This is a genomic window from Bradyrhizobium sp. LeoB3, assembly GCF_055456055.1.
Window position 1 is genome coordinate 1 of sequence record NZ_JBVBEF010000090.1, and the last position, 21,581, is coordinate 21,581.

A 21,581-nucleotide genomic window follows, 5' to 3' on the forward strand; every position below is an offset into this window, starting at 1 on the left:
CCAGCCAGCATGGTGAATCAGAAACTCACTGATTTGGGAATCCCAAATCGATTCAACTTAACCCCATCCCGCTTTAGCTTCTCGGCCACCTTGATCGACTGGGTAGTCTGCTGCTGCGTGGTCAACGTCTTCAGCGTGGATACGCCCGACGAGATAAGATCCTCAAATTTTGCGATCCGATCTTTTTCGCCGCTCCTGAGGGCATCAAGTGCAAGGCGGAGAAGCGAGAACTTCTCCTTCGCTACTTTATTGATCAGGCCTACCGTTATCTTCTCGCTTTTCCCACGTATTGCTTGCAACTGGGCAAGCTGAAACAGACGGATGACCAACGCAGTAATCCCTTGCGTTTGATCGTACATCGCTTCCGAAATTTCAGGAGAAAGACCTTCCGCCTTCTTGAGCCATTGATACTTCCAAAGGACCTTGAGGAAAAAGTCCCATTCACGGCCCGGAACCATGCGGTCCCATAGGGCTGAGCCATACTGACCAACACGTCGAGCCTCTCGAAAAAGCATTTCGAGGTGGACTTGTGCCTTAGGGGTGCCGAGAACGATGAGCGGCACCTTCACATCGTTCGTGAACGTCACGAAGAAGTTTAACAACTTCTCCGTGCCGACGCCCTTTGCGGCCAACAGGTGCTGGACCTCATCTATCACAAGTACACCAAGATGGTGCTGGGCCGCGATCTTGGCGACGTCAAGGATCAGCTTATCGATTGGAACGCGAGCGTTGACCGACTTTGAGTGATTGGTACCTAGAGTTGAATCGACCTTCGCGACGATAGAGAGCAGCATTTGCTTTAGGCTGCCGTCCATCGGGCAATCGATCTTCAACCATACTATCTGGAAAAAACCGTGCTTTTCATGGCTCAGAGCTTTCGGGTAAAACGAAAGTGCTCGTTCCACCACAGTGCTTTTTCCCATTCCAGATACGCCGAAAAGCGCGAATGACGGCGCTGTCGATGGCCCAGAACATTCGATCGGTGTAATCCGACCTTGCAATCTCTGCCGATAGAACTCGACCAGGGACTTCCGGAACTCCGGGAGCACCGGGTTACGATGCACGTAGCCCCCATCGAGAATAAGACCAATCTGTTCAATGATCTCTCCGTGAGGCGTCATCATCAGCAGATAGTCGTTGAGGCGACCCACGCAGAGCATCCTTTCGGGTCCCGAAAGCATGCGCTCGTCATCCGAATATGTCGGTCGACGGCCGAAAGATAAAAGTACTTTCGTGTCGTTGGCTGATAAAATCGGAGGCAGCGCCTCTAGGAGGGGATTTCCGGCAGCCTCAGGCCGCGTTATCGCCACGTAGGATGCCGGTATGAGATGGGAGTGCATTGTCGAGCTTCCTACTTGCTTTGATTGTTAGCTTCTTCGAGCATTTCGAGCCTGGACAACATGTCGTCCTCGTAAGCGTCCGGTAGATCCTGAAAGGGTGGTGTTGGCGCGGACGAGTTGTTTCGCGGAATTGTTAGATCGGCCGCAGGAGCTAAATCGATTGCCTCGATAGGTCGTTGGAACGCCTTCTCATCGGCACGATTGCTTCGTATGGCTGCAACCCGAGATCTTTTGGACGCACTGCGCTCGTCGACTTCGAGCGTCTTGGCGATTGCGTCTTCCTGAATTGTTCTCAACGCGATATCGGTCTCAATCTCTTGCGCTTGGATTGTTCCTGCCTCCGAAGCAGCCAGTCGCTTCTCGGCGCGTTCCTTCTCTTCGTATTCGAACAGTGTCTTACCAATCAGTTCCTGGTAGGGAGGCAGCAGACGGCAAGCTTCGTATCCACGTGGCGCCTTTGGATCCCAGAGGTATAGTCTCTCCAAACTTCGCGGATCGTACGATACTTCAACTGACCATCCTTCCTTATTGCGCGCTTTCCAGAACCAACGATGTTCTTCCGCTTGGTCGCACGTATAAAAGCCGCCTTTGAACTTAATGCCCCTTCCTGTGACGCGAGCTGAGGCTCGCGGCATAACCGCCAATGCGACGTCCTCGTAGGTTAGCTCTCTCAATGCTCCACTTCGGTTCTCGACACCCCAGGTCCAACGCGCCAGCGGCGTAGCGGAAAGGCCGTCGGTCGTCATTTCGGTTGGCGTGTCGATGTCGGTAATTCTTGATCGATTGTGTTGAAGGACTGCGCGTATGACGACCTTTGTGAAGTCCCTAATGTCCATCGCGGAATCGAGCCGGTAATCACGAGCCCCTCTGGTGCCGAAGTCCGGTTCGACGTATCCGGGAGTAAATTGCTTGAAGATCGATGGTACGACCCGGAAGCGCGATTCGACGATTGCCTTGAGATCGCCTCGCCCTGGTGCGGTATTCCCAATTCGGATCCGGAGGGTATCGACGATACGCCTTCCCAATTCTTCGCTCAGGAGTTCGCCGCGGTCAGCCAGAATAGAACGGGGTGCGTAATGAGCGGGCCATTGCTCGTGATCGATCTCGATGTCGTACTGCCGACAGAACTCGACCTTTGGCGTTACCATATTGGTCAAAGCCATCATCGCACCAATCCACGACGGCCCCTCAAACCCGACGTAAATGCCCACGATCAATCGGCTCCACACGTCGATCACGAAGTAGATGACCGGCCGTCCGACGATGCGCCGCCGGTCAAACTGTGATCGCAGATAAACGTCAGCGACGGTCGCGTCGATCTGAAACTCGTCTCCGGGCCCCTTCGCATTTTGGTCGGCCTTTCCGAGGATTTCGCGCGTTTCGAGGTCATATCGCTTTTGACCGTGACGAGCTCTGAACCGATCGTTTTCCGCGAAGTAGGTGCGTAGATAATGGCCGAACTGCCTTAGCGTAGGGCGATCATCGTCGAGCGTAACCGTCAGTGGACCTGTCTCTTGTTGGCGATGCGAAAAGAAGAGCTCAACGACATAGTTTAGGGCGCGCTTCTGCGAAGGTTTTCTGAGGCTAAGATAGTAGTCGACTCCGACTTGCATCTTTCGCCGTAGGTCGTCGTTGACCGAAATGCCAACGCCGGTAGCGATCGTTCTCGGCCTGCCGACCTTTCGACCACTTACGATATTTCTAGTTTTGCCTGGTCCGCCGCAATTGGCGTAGTTCGACCGGACCGCTTCGCGGCTCATACCACGTTGCCAGTATCGCTTAATGGCCGTAACGACGGTCGGTCGGGTGACGCCCGTGTCTTTGACGGCAGCGTCTATCCGTTCCTTGCGCGGAATCTTGAATAGCAGACTCCGGCCGCGATCGTTTCCTAGAAGGTGGATTACAATTTGCCAATTGCGTTCGTGCGTTCTGGCGGCTGCACTGTCGGCTTCCTCCTCGGACAGCTTCGGCAGAAACGGATCGACATATTCGATGGTTAAGGTAGGCGGAGCCGTCAGAAATCGGCCTATCAGGCTCTCTCGTTGAACTCGCTCTGGCCAGTCCATCTCTGCTACGTTGAAGAGCCATAACATTCCGCTATCATCGTCCACGTGGACGATGCGAAACAACGCGCCCTCAGGATCTGATTCTCTGAGAAGCATGCGTTCGAGCAGGATTGGCTTCTTAATCAAAGAAACCGGCAAACTAAAGGTCCCCAACAACCGTGAAATTGGCGGCCGGAAGATCCTGCAGGCTACGCGCCGTCAGATCGACCCGGAGTTTCTTTTCGCTGAGCATCCGTCGAGCGATCCCCAAGGTGCGGCCGGCGCGGATTCTCAATCGCGAATCGACTACGCTGCAAACAGTGCGCAATGGAAACTCTTTCAATCCACCAAGAGCTTCGACGAGAGTCTCGCGAATGGTCGGTTCGTCCTCCGCTTCGCGATCAGGTTGGCAGTCGAACATCCATTCGAGATTAAGACTGACGTTGTCGCGGACGCTCGAGCCCACGATAATGTGCCATCGCGTTCTTCTCCTCTCCCAAAAACGTCGTTCGATTTCTAATTTTTCCAAGGTTCGCGCCTTGCAGAGATCGTCGTCTGTTTTGACCGCATATGCGACGTCGATGGGACCTGAAGCCGACGTCTGTGTTACCACGAAGTCCGTGGTCATAACGATGTTGATGCCGTCCGCACGCGGGTGTCGGGCTTGGATCTCGTGAGAGATCTCCAATGTTTCTTCGCGCGGAAGAGGAAATTGCTCTCTTATATCCAGTGTTGTGTCGTCGTAGCACTTGCGGAGGAATGCGTAATATTCGATGTCCGAGAAGAGATGATGTTCGCGACCAGAAACTGGCCAGAATACTCGTCGGCTCCTGCCAAGGGATGGGAAGTCGGAAACCTTGAGCCAGGGGAGGTAGTCCGCGCCGCTCCCTATTCCTCTACCTTCCCGTCGGAATTTCGTGATGCGTTTTTCGGTCCAGGTATAGCGTCGACGAGCCATAAAGGGCCCCCAAGTAGGACAACCGACACAATCACCCAGGGTCATTACGTCGAAACGAAGTGTTATCGTACACGTAGTGTTGGATCGTAAACTTACGGTTGATCGCTTCAGGGGGGCGGTCCCCGCGCTCTTCATTGGTTTCCAATGCTATAACAGGATGCCGAGAGACAATCGGTCCTGCACGTCACCAGTGTCCGCCACGAACCATCGAGTCGGTCCCGAGGGGAATCGCGTCAAGATCAATCTGCACGACACCCGCGCACGCGAGGGCTAGGATCGATTGTTTCGTGGATTTGAAGCCGACAATTGCCGCTTGAAGTTCGCTCATGCGGAGCGCTCGCTTGCGGCCGAGTTGCGCCACTATCTGCATTCGGAGATGCACGGGCACAGCATGGTCACGATGCGTCCATACTTCGCTTTCGTTCCTGGAGCGCGGTTCCTCCAGAAGGCTGGCCTTCGAAATTGCCCAAAGAGGAATCAAGAACTCATTCGCGACCTCGGCGACCTGTGCGGAGGCGCGCTTGGAATCGATATCTAGCAGATGGCGCCCCCTGTGGTCTCTGATGAAGATGGCGTCGACCTCGATGAGGGTGTTGCCCTTCTGTATTTGGTCGAAGTGCTCGATCGCAATGACGCTGCGATCGAGCGTGAGATGGATCAGCGCTTTTTCAGTCTCGGCGCTGTCGATCGGAACAGGTTTCATCGTTTTGGTGGATTGGAACGCGCAGAACATGTGTCACCTCGGGTTCGAAGGAGCCCTTGCACTGGAAGCCGTGAGACAGGCGTTCGCGATCCGGCCTCATTCGTTCACCTGGAATGCGTGTTCGAGGATGGGTTGGTTCGCTATGCTGATCAGGAAATCGGCACCGGCATCGATTGCGAGCTTAGAGTGCCACCCGGATCCGCATCGGCCGCCACTGCAGCACACGGAGCGCATCGTGAACTGGAACGAAAAGGATTGCGATGCGCCGGAATCGCTTTCCTCGGGATACCCGAGATAGATGGCCGATCGCTCGAGGCGGCAGGTGCCGTATTTTACAATCTCGTCTTACCCAGGGAATTCAAGCCGAGCAAACCTAGCCGCCACATTACCGTCTGCCACGCGGTCGTCGCCGTGGTCGGCGATCGGAGGAGTCTCAATAAGGCGCGCGCGGCCTCAGAAATCCGCCTTCAGGACTTCCTCAGAAGCCTTCGCCAGCAAAGCCCAGACCGACTGAGCGCGATCGTGTCCACGCACGATGCAGTCCCCTTTGCGGGGCGGCGTCCCGGTGAGCGGGTTACTCGCTTCTGTCGCTTCCACCCGGTAATCAGAGATCGGAGCCAGCTCCGAAACGTTGGATATCCGCATCGAGGCGATCGTGCGCCGCATCGGCGCGAATCCTCCAAGAACCTGTTCGACTGTGATCAATAGCATTCCCTAATCTCCTCCTAACTGAGCCAATCGATTCCAGTGTGACCGCGACAAATCCGGATCCGACGCATCGAACCGTTGTGCGGCTCCTCGCTCATGGTCAGTTGATCGCTGCGCGGAGGTCACGCTCGCGCAGGATGGCCTCGACGATCCGGCGCAGGCGGCGCACGGAGCCGCCACGCCAGTACCTCGCGACCGCGGCGCGCTCGGAACCATCGAGCGGCTGGATCCAGCGCTCATCGAGCCCGCGCTCTCTCGCGAGATCGGCAATCACGGCCGGCAGCAAGGCGCCGAGATCGTCCGCGATCGGTGTCGGAAACGTCACCATCCGGAAGCGGTCGCGTATGGGCGAGGGCAGCGGATCGAGGTTGTTGGCGGTTGCGATGTAAGAGACCTGCGAAAGATCGAGATTGGTCTGCAATGCCGGATCTGGATAACGGGCGTTGGTCTCCGGCTCGAGAAAGCCCAACAGGCAATCCCAAAGGCGGCCATAGTCGGATCGTGTGGCCGCCTTCTCGACTTCGTCGATTAGGACCAGGGGATTTGCAATTTTGCCTTGGGCTATGGCGAGGAAAGGATGGCACGGCTCGGCCGAGTACCAGCGACGATCCGTGCCGCCGAATACCGCGCCATCGGCACGGGAAGCATCCTCGCGCCAGACATTGATGCCGAGCGTCTCGCCGATACGCCTGGCAAACCTGCTCTTGCCGCCACCGGGCGGGCCGACGATCAGCAAAGGGCGCAAGTGGACCGTGGTGCGGCCAACGAGATCGGCAAGCGCGAAGTCGACCACGTCAATTGCATAAGGGAATTCAAACATAAGCGCGTTGCGCACGTCGCGCAACGGTGGCACTTCAGCCAGCGGCAAGGCGGCGTTGATAACGCTTCTTAGCGGACCCAAAATATCCTTCAGCTTCGTGTTTTTCATCTCTTCGTTCGAGAGGCGCGCGACCACGAGATGACGGTCGGGAACGGCTTCCGCAGACACTTGCCGTTGGATCGGGGCGGTTTTCTCATCGGCCTCTTGCTTCTTGCGGTGCTCTTCCTCTTCTTTGCTCTTCCGCTCAGCTGCCGCTTTGGCTGCGGAGATGCGGTGCACCGCCATGCGCCTTCCAAGAAAGGTCGCATTCTTCGCGGCCAACGACCCCTTCGGCAAAAGGTCGGTGCAGGCCGGCAGCGCTGCCCAACCGAAGGTGAATCTTTCGAGATCGCAGCAGAGTTGCTCTTCGGTATGACTTGAAGTCGCACGAAAAGCTTTAAGCAGCGCCTTGCCCACCCTGCGGTAGTCATCGAAGTAGGTGGTGTCATATGGTGTCGGCAGACACACCATCCGCACGCAATCGGCAAGGCTCCTGAGATTTGGCTCGTTCCTGATGACGGCATGGCGGTCAAGCTCAGCGGCGAGCGCCAGTCCCGCGTCCTCTCTCCGAGTTGCGGCCCATGCGGCGCTCTCGGCGAGCTTTGGACAAAGCTCCTCAATCTCGGCAATCAGCCGCTGCTCGATAACACTGGCATTGCTGGCGATTAGCACGGCGTACCTCAGAAGCCGGGGTAGGCCTTTGAGACGGTCATCCCAGTCGGCGGAATCAGCGGCCGCGCCTGTGGAGGCTGCGTCGGCGGCTACCGCCGGCGGATCGAGCTCATCGTCATCGGTCGCGCTCATGGTTCGCCCTCCGCGCTATCGTCGTTCCATTGTCTGCTCGCAAGCGAGGACGACAGAACAAACTTCATAGAATGGGATGCACCTGCCGACCGAGCGCGCTGCCTGCGACCGATTTCAGAATCGTCGCTTGCGGAACTCTGACGCAATAGTCGAAACAAAAGGAAGAACGCGTTCGTCTGGACGCTGTTTCGATGCCGTATGGATGCTTAGCTCAGATTCCGATTACGAAATTCGGATCGAAGTTCGGGTTATCCCAGGTGCGCTGCCGACCCGGTAACCACGGGCCGTAACCCTTGCAATTGCTGACGATGCGCGTGTGACCGATGGTGACCTCCTCGGATTCATGCGTGTGACCGTAGATCCAGAGGTCGGCGGGCCGCAACGCGTTCTTGCCGTCCCCCATCGGGGCCGGCCACATCAGGGACGTGAGATCGCTGCGATAGGCGGCAGTCAAGATTTCTTCGTCGGCCAGCCGAACACCCGGATAGTGCGGAGCCAGCCGATACCCGCGGCCCGGCATCGGTGCATGATGGGTGACGACCACCAGGGGTCCGGATCGCTCCTTGCGCATCTCGCTCTCCAGGAACGCGCGCGATTCCCGGTGCCGGGCCAGCGCATGTGGCGGCCGGAAGCGCTCGACATAGCGACCGACCCTGATTTTCTTGAAATCGTTCATCCGCTCGGCCGCCACCGTCATGGCGCGGTGCACGTCGCCGAAGAGTGCGAAATCTGTCCATGCCGTCGCGCCGGCAAAAGTCACCTCGCCAATCCGGATAGTCTCGTTCTGCAGGACATGAATATTCGATTCATCTGCTGCGGCCTTGGCTTTTCCGACCGTGCGATCGAGGTCGCAGCCATAAGACTCGTGGTTGCCTGCGACGTAGATGACGGGCCGATCCGGCACGCGCTCGAGCAACCACTTCACTCCGCGCTCCATGCGCGGCACGAGGTCGCCGGCGACGACCATGACGTCGAAATCCGGCCGCTCGGCCGGGGACGGCAGGTCCCAGCCGCGGGTCAGTTCGAGGTGGATGTCGGACATGATCCAGAGCCGCACGTCAATCCTCGTTGCGTTTGTGGTCGTCGAGAGGCGTCCACCAGAAGCAATCTTCGCAGACCGCCCACTCGCGGCCGGCGTCGATCCACAGGATCTCGGTGGTGACCTGGAACTCGCCGTTCTCGTCGTCTCCCATCAAAATGGTGGCCGGACTGTAGAAATCGTCGTAGTCCGGATAGCGGATCAGATCGATGCCGAACCGCGCGCGTCGCAGCGTGTAGCCTCGCTCTTGATGTCAGTGTCCTCGGGCAATGATCATGACGTCAAATACCGGACGTGCGTCTCCAGTCTGATGCCAGTTGCGGATCAATTCGGACGTGATCAGGGCCACGCGTCAGCCCCCATCGGTTTCGGGATCGTCGAGCGGCTCGGCGGAAGCGATCGTTTCGATGATCTCGTCGGGCAATTCGTCGACAGCCAGAGCGAAGACCACGTCCTTCGAGCCGCAGCGTGGGCATTCATGCCGTTGAGGGTCGTAGACGAGCCCGCCTTCTCGGCCGCAGGCGGAGCAGCGAAATCTGGCCATCTATTCCTCCAGTTCGGGAGAGCCGGGCGAGATCTCGGTTAGCGTGTCCGCCTCACGGTCGTAGCGCGCGCAGTAGAGTTCGGTCTCTCCGCGACGTCGTCGCAACAATCGGATGTTCTCCCAACCGGTCTTGATCGGCACCGGATCGCCCGTTGTGTGTTCGGTGCAGCGCGTACTGAGCCAGCCGCGGCTGCTGTACAGCCGACCGACGCTCCCGCAGATCTCGCAAGTGCAGGCGGATCGTGCGACCGCAAGGTCGACGGCGTGACCGATTTTGCTTGCTGTGTCGTCCGAAACCTCGGCATCCCAGTTGACGCGCAGAATCCCCAACTTCTGCCGGATGCGGACGAATTCAAAGCGCTCATCATCCTGCAACGCATTCTCGATACGGCCACACATCCGTTCGATGATGTCGCGCCAGCCAGCTTCGCAGAGAGGGGAGCCGAAGAGGTATTCCGGCTTACCGGCGATAACCAAGAAGAGCCGAGGATGCGCCCGCATGAGCTCGATCCGCCAATCTTTGACGATGGGTGCCATCTCACTCCTCCTCGATTCCGAGGGAGCCTGGATCGACGTCGACGAACGAGTCGGTCTCGCGGTCGTAGCGGCGGCACCGGACGATCCGCTGGTTTCCGACCCATTGTTCCTTGATGTGGACATTCTCGAACTCGGGCTGAAACCCGACAGGGCTCCGCCCCTCGGCATGTTCGGTGCAGCGCGTCATCAGCCAGCTTGTGCCGTAGAGCCGGCCGGGCTCGCCGCAGACCTCGCAGGTGCAGGCGCTGCGGGCTTCCGCCAGGTCGATGGCTTCCTCGACCTTCGCCTTAGCCTCTGGAGACAAGGTGCCATCAAAATAGAATCTGAGAGTCGCGTACTTCTCCTTGATCTGCGTCGCGTGAAAGGTCCCGCCGTCGGCCTCAACCGCTGCCCGGATCCGGGCGCACGCGCGCTCCAGCAGGTCGCGCCAGCCTTCGCCGACCTCGGGCCAGCCCTCAGCCGCGGGCGGGTCGCCGACCGGTTGCAAGAGGTCCGGATAGGCCTTTACGAGCTCGACTCGCCAATCACTAGCCGCCATACCGCTACCCCATCCCTTTTTGGGAGCTGCGAAGATCTCGACGGAGCCTTCCATCTGCAACGCAACCGCAGGTAACGACGGTTCGCAGGTCCCATATGAGCCTGATTGTCTTGCCGGGCTGGTACCGGTCCGCCGTTCGAAGTGCGCGTGTTGCGTCGTAAGCAATCAGCACCCCAACCATAGAGCCGCGCTTTCTCGTCGAGTTGTCGGTCTGTGCCGCTCGCCCGGACCTTATCGACGCCGGCTGTGTCAGCAGGAGTTAAGCAGTCGAACTGCTAACAGAGAGAATGAGGTCGCTCATCACTGATCGCCGCTCTCGAGGACTTGTCTGGTGCCGAGTCGATAGAATCCCGACCACGTTCGAGCCCAGCCGGCTTTGGGGTCGATCAGGACAGCCTGTTGCGTGTGGACGCGCGGCTGGTTGCGGAAAATTGGGCACCCGACCATCGTCCCAACGATGCAAGGAACCGGAATGAGACCGATCGACCATTGGTCAACCAGCGGAGCTTCCTCCAAATGAATCGGAGCCGGCGCTGTCTTCACGCGCAACTCTCGAATGTCGTTCAGAAGCCGAGTTAGTTGCGCATGAAGCGTGGCCAAGTCGCCACAAGAGGCTGTCCCAGTCATGGTCCGTCCCTCCATCAGTCCAGCGAGGCGAGCACGCTAGAAGTCTGCAAAGAGCCAAAGCTCACTCAGCATCTTGCAGCGGACGTCGATCTTCGAGCGACGCCTCAGGGCTGAAGACACAACGATCGCAGATGCTGCGTTCCCTTCGATTGCGCAGCAAAGTACAGCCGACAGGGCCAGATCGACCTCAGCCGCACCGATGCGCTTCGATTTGAGCTGTCGAACTGCAACTCCCACGGCGATCGGCGCATTCCCCAGCACGGCGCTGCGCCATTCGGGCTCCCCCGGAATTTCCGTGCCAATCATTGCCCGACGTATCATTGCTATATCGTCGAGCGAAAAGGTATCCGGTTGACGTAATCGCCACCAGCGCATGGGTGAACATGGTGAGAAGCAGGGAATTGCCGCAGCAATTGGCGCACGTGTAGCTGAAGCGGGCATGTAAACACTCCCGTAGCAACAGGTTGGACGTGATCTGTTAGGTGCCCGCGAAAATTAGCCGCGCGGCCGAAGTCAAGGATTCGATTGCGTGAGTGGGTCCTAGCAACCCGCCTCTTGAGGACACGCGTGCCCGCTCATCTAAATCCATGTTCAAGGATTCGATGTTAGCTTTCGATGGCTCGCTTGTTGGCAGACGTTCTGTCTTCGGCAGCACGTTAACCGATCATTTACCACATTACCGCGGAAACTTCCACTTTTCGGTGAGAATATGGTTAATATGACCGCAATCAGCCCCAATCAATTGCGCGCTGCGCGCGCCTGGCTTGGCTGGAGTCGGGGAAAGCTGTGTCTCAAATCAGGACTGTCCGAGCGCGCCATCGCGCAATACGAGCTAGGACGCTCGGTGCCGCATGATGACACGCTTGCCCGCTTGAGAGCTACACTTGAAAATGAAGGAATTCAATTTCAGTTTGTCGGCGCCGTGGGGACGGGCCTCGGCATAGTGCTTGGAGAAAACAGCATCAGCGCTCGTTAGGCCTGCGCTGAAGAGCCGTGTCTCAAATGCCGGCAGTCGGCGGATAGGCGCATCGCCGTGAGACCTTGGTCGGTGGGAGCATTGCACTCCGCAACCGTGCACGCATGCGCTCACGGGTTACTTGTACACGTCAGACTCAACTAAGGCTCGTAAATCGGAAACAAATCGTCTTCGGGCTTTGCAATTGCAACCTTACAGCCGAAAGATGATCGCGTGGCAAGCGCCGCTGCGGCTGAGTGACTGATTGGCTTAGGCGCAGCGGGCCCTGAGATCAGTGCTGCACCCGATGATGAGATCCGGGCTGGGCCATCTCTCGGTTGATCACCTAAAATAGCGGGCAGGCGTTCGATGTGGTCGGCAAACGTTTCACAAGACGACATCATGATCGAGGATAGTTACCTCTGCCTGCAGACCCACGGCCGTCTGTGCTGCGCTGCATCCAGCGAAGCCACCGTTAGCGCGCCTTGACCCAGCCCTGAAGGCTCGAGCTTGCGGCGCGCAAAAGAGTCAATTGATAACCTGAAGGGGAGCGCAAGCAGCAAAATAGTCTTCGAGCTCTGCTACTGCCATATGCTCCCATTCTTCCGCTTGCGTCAGGAGAGAGCAACTTTGAACCGGCCGAAAGGCCGCAGTTTGGCGGCACAGCGAAGCTATCGTGCGGAATCGGCGCACATTCTCTAGGACGACCGCTGCCCCGTTCATATCCGGCTCCCCAAATTGACTTGGTGACCGCAAACGTGGGGCAAAACGTTTTTTGATTCGTTAGCGCTGTCCGAAGGGAGGCGTGAATGGTTGGCGAATCGTTGCCAAGCAAACAGCTCCCTCCGCGTAATCGATCCGAAACCAATTCCGCCGACCGCGAATAGGTTGCCGCAGAGGAATGTGCTGCCGCGCGACCAACTCCCAGCCCTCTTCTTAGCCATGGAGTACGCCAGCCACCTCGTCTTCCGACGCCGCAATGACGCGCGCTGGTTCATGGCGGCATCAATCCCGGGCAATGGCTCGGGCCGAGGGCCCGCGGGCAAATACGTCAGGTCGATGTCGACCGAAAGGTGGGGCATATCTCGTACGAATAGATTGATGGCCGTACCGCCTGAGGGCAAAATCCTTCTCCTCCGCCACAAACGGCAGAGCTTCGATTAGCAGCGCGACCTGGCGCTGAAATCGCTCAAGCAGGGGCACTCAGGTCCTCCGGCACACTAATCATGTATTTCGGATCGAGCTTCCCGCCTTTTACCAGCATGCGCTTCCCTTTCCCCAAATTGACCTTGCTGCGGTCTATTTGCTTGAGCCATGAGTGATTGTGACGTTCGGCGAACCAGAAGAACAGGCGTTTGACTTTAATGCTCTTGCAGTCCTCCAGAAGCTTTTGCAGTCGCCGCGGACTGAGGTTACGCAAGCCTTCGACGAGCATGTCGACCTGATGGAAGCTCTCGTTGTTTGGCAATTCGTCAAGCAATTCGAGCAGCGCCCGTTCGGGTGACGAAACGGTCAATGGCCACTCGGCCTGGCCCCAGACTTTCTTGAATGATCCCGCTTCGCCAGTGTTGTCCTGAACATTCCAGGCATAGTTCTCGAGTCCCTTGGTAACGGGATCGGAGTTGAAGAGCACCTGGCTCTTCCGGAAGGTGAATCGTTCTTTGAGCGGCAGCTTGAATAACCAGCCGGGCGGAGCATCGTGACCGTAAAGGTAAACGACGGCTGGTCCTGTAAGCCGGAGATAGTGCGAGAATCCTTGCAGTTCGAGCGCGGTCCGTCCTCCAACTATGAGGGGGCGCTGAAGCAGGGTCTGGAGCGATATGATGACCTTCTGCCAAGTCAGCGTTCCGAGCGGGCGCTTGAAGGTTCCGCGGGACGGCTGAACGAGCCAGCCTGACGCGACGTATTGGCTACGCAGGCCAGTCGAGTATCCGTGCTTCGTCATCCATGCAGAATCGACAAGGAGGCCCTCAGGAAGGGTCCGTTCGAGGTGGTTTAATTTACCGGCGGAACGCTCAGTCATGCTTGGCATATTTTCAAACCATAGGAGTTTGAGAATATAGCTTTTCGCTAAGCTTTACTTATCAAATCGCAGAAATATCAAACCAACGGCCACCTCCTTTGCCAAGCCCAGCCGATTGAAGACGTGCACCAAAATCCGCCCTGGAGCGAATTTTCGTACACGTTTTCCAGCGGCAGCTACTGAAGCGTCCCACAGCCAATGCGACAAACCATCTCCACCTGTGGACCAGCCGGGAGAGGTCTGCTTCGTCCTCGGTCGGTGCTCGATCAGGTCGATGCGCGACCCTGAGATCAAGCTTGGTGAGGAGCGGCAATTCAGATGGCCCACCAGGCCGCCCGCACGGAGTTGAAGCGTGTCGCCCATTGCGCCGAGCTTGCGAGGCACCAGGGCACGCTGCCGCTCGATCAGGCGCTCATTGAGGTCATAGCGAACGCGCGGCACATCGGGCGCGTGCAGATCGTGAGCGGACTCGTTCCCGGCCGACTCGCTCCGGCGCTGCGCCGCGTCGTGCTTTCATCTTGCTCCATAAGTTCGCATAAGACGGTCTTTAACCGTCAGCGCGATCGCTGCCGGCGCCTCGTCGGGAATGGCAAAGCATGAACTCACGTTGATTTCGCAGAGGACGTAGGTATCGCGGCCGGACTTGTCGCGCGGGCCATAGAGGAAATCCGCGTCCCAGATGACCGGGAGCGAGGGTCCATCGATGCCGAGCGTTTCCAGCATTTGTGGTGTCCATTCGTCTTCCATCAATCGTCGCAACGCCTCGAACGACGCGGCGTCGGGCCCGTGCATGATCCGTGGCCCCGGCTGCGCCTCAGGCGAGTCGGGCCCCTCCGGCGGCGGCGGTATCAAGGCCTTGATCAATTGATGCCCAAACCCGGCGACTTTAGAGCCGCTCATATAACAGCGGATCATCCCTTCCGGCAGGCGCGGCTGGAACGGTTGATCGATGATGCAGCCTCCCCACCCGAAATACGGCTCGCAGCGAACGATGAAGGCCTCCAGCGGCATGTCCTCGGGCAGGCTGCCGCGCTGCGCATGCAGCACCCGCACTGTTGCGTTGGTGTCTGGCAGGGACTCGACCTTCCAAACGCCTTCACCGGCATTGCCCCGATTTTGCTTGAGCACGCGTGGGCCATCAGTCCGCAGCCGCGATGGGAATTCGGCGCGGAAGGCGGCCGCACTGTCGTATCGATGCGTGTCCGCGCCCCAACCAAGATGGCGCGTTCGGTAAAGCACCTCCTTGACCCCCATCTTCAGGATGACATCGGGATGTGCGCTCACCCAGGGGCCTCTTGCCGCAACCTCCCGCAGCAATTGGTCGAGCGCCGCGCGCGTCTTCCCTTCATGAATGGGATTGACCCAGACAAGGACTCCATCGACCGCAAGCAATTGGTCGCGAACCGCATCAGCGAAGATTTCATCGTAGATGACGGGGCGGCCCTCGACGCCAACTGAGGCTAGGGCCTCGAAAACGCTGACAAAGCGGCTGTTCTGTGGGGTTGCGTCTCGACGTGCGGCAGCATCTCCGCGCGAGAGGATGGCGACAGTGTGATGTTGAGAGGCGTTCCGTTCGGTGTTCATGCGCAAGCTCCACGACGAATCGCGTGTCGCGCAGAGCTTGGACCGAAAAGTCTGACGGGGAGTCTGCCCTTCCCCGGTGAATAAGTTTACGCGACTTTATCCACTCGTTGCAAGTTGTCGATTGCTGCTCTGAAGCGATTTGGATCTTGCGATTATCCCCTCCAGGGGGATAGGGTACGGGCATGGCAAACGAGCACGTCCACGAAACCCACCCCGAGATCGTCAAGCGGCTGCGGCGCGCCGAAGGACATCTGCATCGAGTGATCGAGATGTTCGGCGAAGGCCGATCCTGCCTTGACCTCGCCCAGCAACTGCATGCCGTCGAAAAGGCGATCGGCGAGGCCAAGCGGACGCTGATCCATGATCATGTTGATCACTGCCTGGATGCCGCCGCGAATGGATCCGCGAAATCGACCAAGGGCGTGTTGGCCGAGTTCAAGGCCATCTCGAAATATCTTTAACGCGGCACAGCGAGCATGTTCAGGCCGCATCAGAGACTTCGATGGCGAACCGATCAATAATTGCAATCGTCGCCTTTCTGGCGGGCGCCGCGGTCGTGGCACTGATGCCGGACGTTTCGACGAGGCTGCAGCGTACCGTCGGCATCGCACCGAGCAATGCGCCGCCGCAACGCGACGGCAAATCCGAGCAGGCCGCGCCGAAGATACCCGTCGTTGCCATGGACGACGATCGGATCAAGCTGGCCCACATCGACCTCGCAACAATCGGTCCCGGGATGGTCGCAAAACGTCTGGTCGTGCCAGGGACGGTGATTCCAGATGCGGGCCGGGTGTCCCATGTGTCGGTGAAGCTATCGGGGACAGTGGCCGAACTGTGCAAGAATATCGGCGATGACGTCACCAAGGGCGAAGTACTTGCTGTCCTCGAAAGCCGCGAAGTGGCGGATGCCAAGAGCGAGTATCTCGCCGCCCGACTTGCCAACGAATTGCAGCAGGACCTCACCTCGCGCGATAAGTCGCTGTGGGAGGGGCGTGCCGTTCCCGAGCAGCAATACATCAAGTCGCGCAATGCTGCCGCGCAGACCGAGATGCGCCTCAACATCGCTCGCCAGAAGCTGCTCGCATTGGGCGTAGAGGCCGACGAAATCGCCGGCCTGCCGCAATCCCCGGACGCGTCGCTGCGCAGCCAGAACGTCCGTGCCCCGGTGTCGGGTCGGCTTGCCGAACGCAAGGTCGAGCTTGGCGCGGCGGTCGGGCGCGACAATCTTGAGACCGAGCTGTTTGTCATTGTCGATCTCAGCCGCGTCTGGGTCGAGCTGTCGGTCTCTTCCGCCGATCTGCCGCAGGTCAGGGAGGGCCAGTCGGTGCGCGTCTCCGCGCGCGGGTTGCCCGAGACGGCAACCGGCAAGATCGTGTTCGTGAGCCCGTTGCTCGACAAGGAAACCCGAACAGCACGCGTCGTGGCCGCTCTCGATAACACGAATGGGTATTGGCGTCCGGGATCGTTCGTCACAGCCGCGATTGCATTCAGCGAGCGTCGGGTCGAGGTCGTCGTGCCCGCAACCGCGATCCAGAATGTCGACGGTGGAAAGGCGATCTTCGTTCGCAATAAGGACGGGTTCGAAAAGCGCAGCGTCGTGCTTGGCGAGCAGGACGGGCAGTCCGTCGAGATCGCCTCCGGGATAAATCCCGGCGAAACTATCGCCGTCTCGAATACCTTCTCGCTCAAGGCGGAACTCGCAAAATCTCGCGACGAGGACTAGGCGATGGTCGGGTGGATCGTCGATTTCTCCGTTCGTCGGCGCTGGCTGGTTCTGCTGGTCACGCTGGTGGCTGCCGCTTCGGGTTTCTGGTCGCTGACCAAATTGCCGATCGACGCCGTTCCCGACGTCACCAACGTTCAGGTCCAGGTCAATGCGGTCGCGCCGGCGCTGACCCCAATCGAGATTGAGAAGCAGGTCACGGTGGCCCTGGAAACAGCCTTGGCCGGCACGCCAGGCCTGGAGTCAACCCGATCGTTCTCACGCAATGGCTTCGCCCAGATCACTGCCGTGTTTGCCGATCGCACCGACATCTATTTCGCCCGCCAGCAGGTCGCCGAACGCATCAACGAGGCAAAGATCAACCTTCCGCCCCGCGTCGATATCCGGATGGGCCCGATCTCTACCGGGCTCGGCGAAATCTATTGGTGGGCGGTGGAGTATGAAAAGCCGGGCGCGACCACACCGGTGCAGGACGGCAAGCCCGGCTGGCAGAGCGATGGCAGCTACCTCACGCCTGAAGGCGAGCGGCTGACGGACGATTTTCGGCGCACGGTCTATCTCCGCACGGTCCAGGATTGGATCATCCGCCCACAGATGCGGACCGTTCCCGGTGTCGCTGGCGCGGATGCGATCGGTGGTTTCGTGAAACAGTTCCAGGTGCAGCCCGATCCGGTCCGGCTTGCAGCCTATGGGCTGTCGTTCACCCAAGTAATCGAAGCCATCGAGGCGAACAACATCAGCCGCGGCGCCAATTTCATCGAGCAGAACGGCGAAGGTGTCGTCGTCCGGGCCAGCGGGCGGGTGGAAAATCTCGATGATATCGGCCGGATCGTGGCGACCACCCGGGGCGGCGTGCCGGTCCGCGTCTCCGATATCGCCGATGTCGCAATCGGCAAGGAGCTGCGTACCGGCAGCGCGAGCGTCGACGGCCGCGAGGTGGTGCTCGGCACTGCGCTGATGCTGATCGGCGGCAACAGCCGCACGGTGGCCGCTGCGGCCGACCGCAAGATCAAGGAGATCAGCCGGACGCTGCCGCCCGGCATCCATGCCCGAACGGTGCTCAACCGAACCCAACTGGTCGACGCCACGATCGGGACCGTCGCGACCAACCTGGCGGAAGGCGCGCTGCTCGTGATCGCGGTGTTGTTCTTGATGCTCGGCAATTTCCGTGCAGCACTGATTACGGCCTGCGTGATTCCGCTGACGATGCTGTTGACCGCGACCGGCATGCTGCAGGGACGGCTCAGCGCCAACCTGATGAGCCTCGGCGCGCTCGATTTCGGCTTGATCGTCGATGGCGCCGTCATCATCGCGGAGAACAGCCTCCGGCATCTCGCGGAACGGCAGCGGGGGCTTGGGCGCGGCCTGTCATTGCCCGAGCGGCTGGAAACGGTTACGGCGTCCGCAACCGAGATGATCCGGCCCACCGTCTACGGCCAGCTCATCATCATCCTGGTCTACGTGCCGCTTCTCACCTTCACCGGCGTCGAAGGCAAGACGTTTGAGCCGATGGCGCTCACCGTCATGATCGCGCTCGTGGCTGCATTCGTGCTGTCGCTGACCTTCGTCCCGGCGGCGATCGCAATCGCCATCTCAGAGCCCGTGCGCGAGCAGGAGAATGCCATCATACGCGCACTGAAATCCATCTACGCGCCGCTGCTCTCCCGTACTGCCCGCGCGCCGGTGCCGGTGATTGGGTTGGCGTTACTCTTGATCCTCGGTGCGGGTGCGCTGTTCACCCGGCTCGGGCAGGAATTCACACCGACGCTGGACGAAAAAAACATCGTGATGGAGGTCAAGCGCGTGCCCAGCACCTCGTTGGCGCAGGCGCAGGCGATGCAGCTCCTGATCGAGCAGTCGGTCAGTAAGTTCCCGCAAGTCGCGTTCGTATTTTCGCGAACCGGGACGCCGGACCTTGCCGCCGATCCGATGCCGCCAAGCGCCTCCGACACCTACATCATCGTCAAGCCGCAGAGCGAGTGGCCGGACCCATCGATGTCCAAGGACGATCTCATCAAGGAGATCGAAGCCGAGGCGAGCAAATTGCCGGGCAACAAGCTCGGCTTCTCGCAGCCGATCGAGATGCGCTTCAACGAATTGATCGCCGGCGTGCGCGAGGATCTGGCCGTCAAGGTCTTCGGCGACGATTTTGCCGAGATACAGCGGATGGCCGAAAGCATTGCCACCGTCCTGCGCCGCATCGAGGGTGCTCAAAACGTCAAGGTCGAGGAGACGACCGGCCTGCCGTTTCTGGAGATCAGGATCGACAAGGCCGAGATCGCGCGCCGTGGACTCAACCTCGCCACCGTCCAGGACCTGATCGGAACCGCCATCGGCGGCCGGGTCGCCGGCCTCGTGTTCGAGGGGGATCGCCGTTTCCAGATCGTGGTTCGCCTGAACGACGCGTTGCGCTCCGATGTCTCCGCCCTGGAAAACCTGCCGGTGCCGCTGCCGCATGCCAATCCCAATGCGCCGGCAGCCTCCATTCCGTTGCGCACGCTCGCCTCGTTCGAATTGACCGAGGGCGCCAATCAGATCAGCCGGGAAAACGGCAAGCGGCGCGTGGTTGCAACCGCCGAGGTGCGCGGGCGGGATATCGGCTCGCTGGTGGCCGAGGCGCAGGCCAAGGTCGCCGAGCAGGTGAAGCTCGCACCGGGCACCTACCTGACCTGGGGCGGCCAGTTCGAGAATTTCTCAGTTGCCCGCCAGCGCCTGTTGTTTGTCGTGCCGGGGTGTTTTGCGCTGATCTTCCTGTTGCTGCTGGGAGCACTCGGATCGGCACGCGACGCCCTGCTGGTGTTCAGCGCCGTGCCGTTGGCCCTGACCGGAGGCATCGCCGCGCTGTCGCTGCGCGGCATGCCGTTCTCGATTTCGGCCGCAGTCGGCTTCATTGCGCTGTCCGGTGTTGCCGTCTTGAACGGGCTCGTGATGCTGAGCCAGATCCGCAAGCTGATCAGCGACGGCGTGGATACGCGGACCGCGATTCAGGAAGGCGCATTGACCCGGTTCCGACCGGTCATCATGACTGCTCTCGTTGCGTCGCTTGGTTTTGTGCCGATGGCGCTGGCGACCGGTACCGGCGCGGAGGTGCAACGGCCGCTCGCTACTGTCGTGATCGGGGGGCTGCTCACGGCGACGCTGCTGACGCTGCTCGTCCTGCCCGCGCTGTATGCCTATTTCGCGCCGCGGCGCTCGCAACCGGAGACAGAACACCATTTCGTGCCGAGACGGGCAGCGGAATAGCCTGCCATGCTGTCCGTCCTCGCCAACCGCACCTACCGCCATCTGTTCGCCGCCCAGGTCATCGCCCTGATCGGCGCCGGCCTGATGACGGTGGCGCTCGGACTCTTGGCCTTCAAGATTGCCGGCGAGAAGGCGGGCGCGGTGCTGGGAACCGCGCTTGCGATCAAGATGATCGCCTATGTCGGGATCGCGCCGATCGCGGGAAGCCTCGCCGGCTATGTGCCTCGCCGGCCGTTCCTGGTCGCCATGGACCTGCTGCGGGCTTCGGTCGCGGTCGCGCTGCCGTTCGTCACCGAGGTTTGGCAGGTCTACGTGCTGATCTTCCTGCTGCAATCCGCATCCGCGGCCTTCACCCCGACCTTCCAGGCAACCATTCCGGACGTGCTGCCGGAGGAGCGCGACTACACGCGCGCCCTGTCCCTTTCGCGCCTGGCCTATGATCTCGAGAACCTGCTCAGCCCGACGCTGGCGGCGGCGCTGCTGACGGTGATCTCGTTCAACAATCTGTTTGCCGGCACGGTGATCGGCTTTCTATGTTCCGCGCTGTTGGTGGTCTCCGTGCGGCTGCCTTCGACCACAGCGAAGGCTGAAGCGGGCCAGTCGTACTACGAAAAGACCACCAAGGGCGTCCGGATTTACTTGGCAACGCCGCGCCTGCGCGGGCTGCTCGCACTGAACCTGTCGGTTGCCGCCGCGGGCGCCATGGTCATCGTCAATACCGTGGTACTGGTTCGCGCGGTGCTGGGGCGGCCCGACAACGATGTCGCCATCGCGCTCGCCTATTTTGGCGGAGGCTCGATGCTCGCGGCGCTGCTGTTGCCGAGGGTGCTCGACCGGTTGCCGGATCGCGTGGTGATGCTTTCCGCCGCCGCCCTGCTGACGGTCCTGCTGCTGGGACTGATGGCTGTTCTCCGTATCGGGCACGATCAGATGTGGCTGGTCCTGCTCATGGCATGGACATTGATGGGAATTGGCTACAGCGCGGTTCAGACCCCGACCGGACGGTTGTTGAGACGCTCGGCGCAGCCTTCCGACCGTCCTGCGGTGTTCGCGGCGCAGTTTGCCCTGTCGCATGCCTGTTGGCTGTTGAGCTATCCCATCGCCGGCTGGCTCGGGAATTCGACAGGCCTGTCCGCAACCGCGCTAGTGCTCGCGGCGATCACGTTTGTCGGCGTCGTCGCGGCGTGGATCATGTGGCCGGCGGACGATCCGGAGATCATCGAGCACGATCATTCCGACCTTGCGCCCGACGATCCCCATCTGCAGGGCGCGCCCATGAAACGCCACGCTCACGTGTTCGTCATTGACGAGCATCACCGGCGCTGGCCCAACGATGCCTGAGCAAATAAGC

22 protein-coding genes and 1 pseudogene are annotated in these 21,581 nt (G+C 59.8%); 5 read left to right on the forward strand and 18 right to left on the reverse strand.

Going from position 1 to position 21,581, the window contains the following annotated elements; translation table 11 throughout:
* Positions 1–17: 17 nt before the first annotated feature.
* The 13 genes from ACZXDY_RS35875 to ACZXDY_RS35935 form a co-directional block, all read right to left on the reverse strand.
* Positions 18–1,151 carry an ATP-binding protein gene (locus tag ACZXDY_RS35875; protein ID WP_464348772.1) on the reverse strand — a complete coding sequence of 378 codons (1,134 nt, stop codon included), beginning with the start codon at positions 1,149–1,151 and terminating at the stop codon, positions 18–20.
* 200 nt (positions 1,152–1,351) lie between these two features.
* Positions 1,352–3,544, reverse strand: coding sequence for a Mu transposase C-terminal domain-containing protein (locus ACZXDY_RS35880; RefSeq protein WP_464348773.1), 2,193 nt, complete (start codon positions 3,542–3,544; stop codon positions 1,352–1,354).
* Position 3,545: 1 nt separating this feature from the next.
* On the reverse strand, positions 3,546–4,343 hold the full coding sequence (locus ACZXDY_RS35885; protein ID WP_464348774.1) for a TnsA endonuclease N-terminal domain-containing protein: 798 nt from the start codon (positions 4,341–4,343) through the stop codon (positions 3,546–3,548).
* A 184-nt stretch (positions 4,344–4,527) separates the two neighbouring features.
* Positions 4,528–5,076, reverse strand: a complete 549-nt coding sequence (locus ACZXDY_RS35890; protein WP_464348775.1) for a hypothetical protein — start codon at positions 5,074–5,076, stop codon at positions 4,528–4,530.
* Between the two features lie 423 nt (positions 5,077–5,499).
* On the reverse strand, positions 5,500–5,757 hold the full coding sequence (locus ACZXDY_RS35895; RefSeq protein ID WP_464348776.1) for a hypothetical protein: 258 nt from the start codon (positions 5,755–5,757) through the stop codon (positions 5,500–5,502).
* Between the two features lie 97 nt (positions 5,758–5,854).
* Complete coding sequence (locus ACZXDY_RS35900) at positions 5,855–7,417, reverse strand: AAA family ATPase (protein ID WP_464348777.1); 1,563 nt, start codon at positions 7,415–7,417, stop codon at positions 5,855–5,857.
* Positions 7,418–7,628: 211 nt separating this feature from the next.
* Positions 7,629–8,459, reverse strand: a complete 831-nt coding sequence (locus ACZXDY_RS35905) for a metallophosphoesterase (protein ID WP_464348796.1) — start codon at positions 8,457–8,459, stop codon at positions 7,629–7,631.
* A gap of 16 nt (positions 8,460–8,475) precedes the next feature.
* A complete protein-coding gene (locus ACZXDY_RS35910) occupies positions 8,476–8,610 on the reverse strand; it encodes a hypothetical protein (protein ID WP_464348778.1) in 135 nt (44 codons plus the stop codon).
* 198 nt (positions 8,611–8,808) lie between these two features.
* The gene (locus ACZXDY_RS35915) at positions 8,809–9,000 is read right to left on the reverse strand and encodes a hypothetical protein (RefSeq protein ID WP_464348779.1); all 192 of its coding nucleotides are present in this window, start codon (positions 8,998–9,000) and stop codon (positions 8,809–8,811) included.
* Positions 9,001–9,537: a hypothetical protein gene (locus ACZXDY_RS35920; RefSeq protein ID WP_464348780.1), complete on the reverse strand. Its 537-nt coding sequence runs from the start codon at positions 9,535–9,537 to the stop codon at positions 9,001–9,003. It abuts the gene before it with no gap.
* A gap of 1 nt (position 9,538) precedes the next feature.
* The gene (locus tag ACZXDY_RS35925; RefSeq protein ID WP_464348781.1) at positions 9,539–10,075 is read right to left on the reverse strand and encodes a hypothetical protein; all 537 of its coding nucleotides are present in this window, start codon (positions 10,073–10,075) and stop codon (positions 9,539–9,541) included.
* Positions 10,076–10,375: 300 nt separating this feature from the next.
* Positions 10,376–10,717, reverse strand: coding sequence for a DUF6634 family protein (locus ACZXDY_RS35930; protein ID WP_464348782.1), 342 nt, complete (start codon positions 10,715–10,717; stop codon positions 10,376–10,378).
* Positions 10,718–10,738: 21 nt separating this feature from the next.
* The gene (locus ACZXDY_RS35935; RefSeq protein WP_464348783.1) at positions 10,739–11,143 is read right to left on the reverse strand and encodes a hypothetical protein; all 405 of its coding nucleotides are present in this window, start codon (positions 11,141–11,143) and stop codon (positions 10,739–10,741) included.
* Between the two features lie 277 nt (positions 11,144–11,420).
* Between ACZXDY_RS35935 and ACZXDY_RS35940 the strand changes: the two genes are divergently transcribed.
* Positions 11,421–11,678: a helix-turn-helix domain-containing protein gene (locus tag ACZXDY_RS35940; RefSeq protein WP_464348784.1), complete on the forward strand. Its 258-nt coding sequence runs from the start codon at positions 11,421–11,423 to the stop codon at positions 11,676–11,678.
* Positions 11,679–12,185: 507 nt separating this feature from the next.
* Here the strand turns inward: ACZXDY_RS35940 and ACZXDY_RS35945 are convergent.
* The 5 genes and pseudogenes from ACZXDY_RS35945 to ACZXDY_RS35965 form a co-directional block, all read right to left on the reverse strand.
* The gene (locus tag ACZXDY_RS35945; protein WP_464348785.1) at positions 12,186–12,380 is read right to left on the reverse strand and encodes a hypothetical protein; all 195 of its coding nucleotides are present in this window, start codon (positions 12,378–12,380) and stop codon (positions 12,186–12,188) included.
* Between the two features lie 257 nt (positions 12,381–12,637).
* Positions 12,638–12,860: pseudogene (locus ACZXDY_RS35950) on the reverse strand (nucleotidyl transferase AbiEii/AbiGii toxin family protein); the annotation flags it as partial.
* Positions 12,847–13,680: a type IV toxin-antitoxin system AbiEi family antitoxin domain-containing protein gene (locus ACZXDY_RS35955; RefSeq protein WP_464348786.1), complete on the reverse strand. Its 834-nt coding sequence runs from the start codon at positions 13,678–13,680 to the stop codon at positions 12,847–12,849. The pseudogene ACZXDY_RS35950 and the gene ACZXDY_RS35955, both read right to left, overlap by 14 nt.
* 54 nt (positions 13,681–13,734) lie before the next feature.
* The gene (locus ACZXDY_RS35960) at positions 13,735–14,121 is read right to left on the reverse strand and encodes a hypothetical protein (RefSeq protein ID WP_464348787.1); all 387 of its coding nucleotides are present in this window, start codon (positions 14,119–14,121) and stop codon (positions 13,735–13,737) included.
* Positions 14,122–14,193: 72 nt separating this feature from the next.
* Entirely contained in the window at positions 14,194–15,264 is a 1,071-nt protein-coding gene (locus ACZXDY_RS35965; RefSeq protein WP_464348797.1) for a Cj0069 family protein, read from the reverse strand.
* Positions 15,265–15,446: 182 nt separating this feature from the next.
* Here ACZXDY_RS35965 and ACZXDY_RS35970 point away from each other — a divergent pair, with 182 nt between their 5' ends.
* From ACZXDY_RS35970 to ACZXDY_RS35985, 4 genes are read left to right on the forward strand one after another with little or no spacing between them, the layout of a single operon-like run.
* On the forward strand, positions 15,447–15,725 hold the full coding sequence (locus ACZXDY_RS35970; RefSeq protein ID WP_028162923.1) for a metal-sensing transcriptional repressor: 279 nt from the start codon (positions 15,447–15,449) through the stop codon (positions 15,723–15,725).
* Positions 15,726–15,766: 41 nt separating this feature from the next.
* Positions 15,767–16,987 carry an efflux RND transporter periplasmic adaptor subunit gene (locus ACZXDY_RS35975; protein ID WP_464348788.1) on the forward strand — a complete coding sequence of 407 codons (1,221 nt, stop codon included), beginning with the start codon at positions 15,767–15,769 and terminating at the stop codon, positions 16,985–16,987.
* A 3-nt stretch (positions 16,988–16,990) separates the two neighbouring features.
* On the forward strand, positions 16,991–20,230 hold the full coding sequence (locus ACZXDY_RS35980) for an efflux RND transporter permease subunit (protein WP_464348789.1): 3,240 nt from the start codon (positions 16,991–16,993) through the stop codon (positions 20,228–20,230).
* 6 nt (positions 20,231–20,236) lie between these two features.
* Positions 20,237–21,571, forward strand: coding sequence for an MFS transporter (locus ACZXDY_RS35985; RefSeq protein ID WP_464348790.1), 1,335 nt, complete (start codon positions 20,237–20,239; stop codon positions 21,569–21,571).
* Positions 21,572–21,581 lie beyond the last annotated feature (10 nt).